The 3,384-nt window shown below is 42.1% G+C and carries 3 protein-coding genes; all 3 read right to left on the reverse strand.

The genetic code is table 11. The features are described from left to right. Positions 1-188: 188 nt before the first annotated feature. On the reverse strand, positions 189-1,061 hold the full coding sequence (gene sucD, locus CWB85_RS00285; protein WP_016709648.1) for a succinate--CoA ligase subunit alpha: 873 nt from the start codon (positions 1,059-1,061) through the stop codon (positions 189-191). Continuing rightward, positions 1,061-2,227, reverse strand: coding sequence for an ADP-forming succinate--CoA ligase subunit beta (gene sucC / locus CWB85_RS00290; protein ID WP_016709647.1), 1,167 nt, complete (start codon positions 2,225-2,227; stop codon positions 1,061-1,063). The genes sucD and sucC overlap by 1 nt, the downstream gene beginning before the upstream one ends. A 177-nt stretch (positions 2,228-2,404) precedes the next feature. Further along, on the reverse strand, positions 2,405-3,384 hold a 980-nt coding region (gene odhB, locus CWB85_RS00295), incomplete at its 5' end, for a 2-oxoglutarate dehydrogenase complex dihydrolipoyllysine-residue succinyltransferase (RefSeq protein ID WP_138553759.1).

Consider the following 3,384-nt stretch of genomic DNA (forward strand, 5'->3'; position numbering starts at 1 on the left):
AGGGAGCAAGGCTCTTATACTAATCGACTTAAATATTTAACCATTCTAGCGGGCTAAATAAAGCGCTAACTGCGTTATAAATGGTCAGTAACTTAACACGATTGGTATTAAATATTGAAGTCAATTTATGGAAAACTAAATAAAAAAGGCTCACGTTGTGAGCCTTTTTTTCAAACAATAGCCAGTTATTACCAGCCAGTTTTTTCTTTAAGTGCTTTACCGATATCAGCAAGTGAACGTACAGTTTTTACGCCCGCAGCTTCTAATGCAGCAAATTTCTCATCAGCAGTACCTTTACCACCAGCGATAATTGCGCCAGCGTGACCCATACGCTTACCTTCAGGTGCAGTAACACCAGCAATGTAAGATACGACAGGTTTAGTAACGTTTGCTTTGATGTACTGTGCAGCTTCTTCTTCTGCAGTACCACCGATTTCACCGATCATCACGATCGCTTCAGTTTGTGGATCTTTTTCGAACATTTCTAAAACGTCGATAAAGTTAGTACCAGGAATTGGGTCGCCACCAATACCTACACACGTAGACTGACCGAAACCAGCATCAGTAGTTTGTTTAACCGCTTCGTAAGTTAAAGTACCAGAACGAGAAACGATACCTACTTTACCAGGCTTGTGGATGTGACCAGGCATGATACCAATCTTAGTTTCACCCGGAGTAATAACACCTGGGCAGTTAGGACCGATCATGCGAGTACCCGTTGCGTCAAGCTTAACTTTAACGTCAACCATATCAAGGGTTGGGATACCTTCAGTGATACAAACAATTAGCTCGATGCCAGCATCGATTGCTTCTAAGATCGCATCTTTACAAAAAGGAGCTGGTACGTAGATAACTGATGCAGTAGCGCCAGTTGCTTCTACAGCATCACGTACAGTGTTAAATACTGGAAGACCAAGGTGCGTTTGACCGCCTTTACCAGGGCTTACACCACCAACCATTTGTGTACCATACTCAAGCGCTTGCTCAGAGTGGAAAGTACCTTGGCCACCGGTGAAACCTTGACAGATAACTTTTGTATCTTTATTGATTAATACAGACATTATTTGCCCTCCGCAGCAGCAACAACTTTTTCAGCCGCGTCTGTTAGTGATTCAGCAGCAATGATATCTAGACCTGAATTCTTAAGAACTTCACGACCTAGCTCAGCGTTAGTACCTTCTAAACGTACAACTACTGGTACGTTTACACCAACTTCTTTAACTGCGCCAATGATGCCTTCAGCAATCATGTCACAACGTACGATACCGCCAAAGATGTTAACTAAAACAGCTTTAACGTTGTCATCAGAAAGAATGATTTTGAATGCTTCAGATACACGCTCTTTAGTCGCGCCGCCACCAACATCTAGGAAGTTAGCTGGCTTGCCACCGTGTAGGTTTACGATGTCCATAGTACCCATCGCAAGGCCTGCACCGTTAACCATACAACCAACGTTACCGTCTAATGCAACATAGTTAAGTTCAAAGCTTGCAGCATGTGCTTCACGCGCATCTTCTTGAGATGGATCGTGGAAATCACGCATTTTAGGTTGACGGTAAAGTGCATTACCATCGATGCCGATTTTGCCATCAAGACAGTGAAGATTACCTTCATCTGTGATCACAAGCGGGTTGATTTCTAGTAATGCGAAATCAAAATCAGTGAACATTTGACCAAGACCCATGAAGATCTTAACAAATTGCTTCATTTGTGTTGGGTTAAGACCCAATTTGAAGCCTAGTTCACGTGCTTGATAAGCTTGAGGACCTACTAATGGGTCGATCTCAGCTTTGTGGATAAGCTCTGGTGTTTCTTCAGCAACAGTTTCAATTTCAACACCGCCTTCAGTAGACGCCATGAAAACAACTTTGCGAGATGCACGGTCAACAACTGCACCTAAATACAATTCGTTGGCGATATCAGTACAGCTTTCTACTAAAATTTTAGCAACTGGCTGACCATTTTCGTCTGTTTGGTAAGTAACTAGGTTTTTACCTAACCAGTTAGCTGCAAACGCTTTAACTTCGTCGATAGTTTTAACTAGCTTTACACCGCCAGCTTTACCACGTCCACCTGCGTGAACCTGAGTTTTAACAACCCACATATCGCCGCCAATTTTTTCGGCAGCTGCTGCAGCTTCTTCAGGTGTATCGCACGCGAAACCTTGAGAAACTGGTAAACCATATTCGGCAAAAAGTTGTTTTGCCTGATACTCATGCAAATTCATGATGCTTTATCCAATTTTTTATACTAAAAGAGCTGAATATTTATGCAAATAAACAGCTATCCCAAATTGCGCAACTAGTATAGATCCCAAGGCTTAACATGAAAACCCCAGTTAGACTAATAGACGCAAAAAAAAAGCTGTGAATATGACTCACAGCTTAGATTTTATACAACTAGATTAAACATCCAGTAATAAGCGCGTTGGATCTTCAAGCAACTCTTTAATTGTCACTAAGAAACCAACAGATTCTTTACCATCGATTTGGCGATGATCATACGATAAGGCCAAATACATCATTGGTAAAATTTCAACTTTACCATTCACTGCCATTGGACGATCTTGGATTTTGTGCATACCCAAAATAGATGACTGTGGCAAGTTGATGATAGGTGTTGATAATAATGAACCGAACACACCACCATTAGTGATAGTGAAGTTACCACCCGTCATATCGTCAAGCGTAAGCTTACCGTCACGACCTTTCAGTGCTAATTCACGAATACCTTTTTCGATTTCAGCAACAGAAAGCTTATCGCAATCTTTTAATACTGGCGTCACAAGACCACGTGGCGTAGAAACTGCAATGCTGATATCGAAGTAGTTGTGATAAACAATATCATCACCATCAATTGATGCATTTACATCAGGGAAACGTTTCAGTGCTTCAGTTACAGCTTTCACGTAGAAAGACATGAAACCTAAACGAATACCGTGACGTTTCTCAAACACTTCTTGATACTGCTTACGAAGATCCATGATTGGCTTCATGTTTACTTCGTTGAATGTAGTTAACATTGCAGTTGAGTTCTTCGCTTCAAGAAGGCGGTTAGCAATCGTTTTACGTAAACGTGTCATAGGAACGCGTTTTTGTGTACGGTCGCCCATAGGAGCTGGTGCAGCTGCTTCAGTTGCTTTTGTAGCCGGTGCTGGTGCTTTTAAGAAAGTATCAACGTCTTCTTTAGTAACACGACCGTTTTTACCCGTGCCTTTGATTTTAGACGCATCTAAACCTTTTTCGGCGATTAAACGACGTACAGATGGCGTTAATACATCTGAGCTATCGCTTGAATCCGCTGCTGGTGCCGCTTCTTCTTTTGCAGCAGGTGCTGAAGCAGGCTTGCCACCGGCTTGTACTTTACCGATCACTTGATCACCAA

Source organism: Pseudoalteromonas sp. S1727 (assembly GCF_005886375.1).
Classification (GTDB): domain Bacteria; phylum Pseudomonadota; class Gammaproteobacteria; order Enterobacterales; family Alteromonadaceae; genus Pseudoalteromonas; species Pseudoalteromonas haloplanktis.

Bases quoted from the DNA above. Each gene is read 5' to 3' on its own strand.
- sucD (WP_016709648.1), bottom strand. From the start codon at position 1,061: ATGTCTGTATTAATCAATAAAGATACAAAAGTTATCTGTCAAGGTTTC.
- sucC (WP_016709647.1), bottom strand. From the start codon at position 2,227: ATGAATTTGCATGAGTATCAGGCAAAACAACTTTTTGCCGAATATGGT.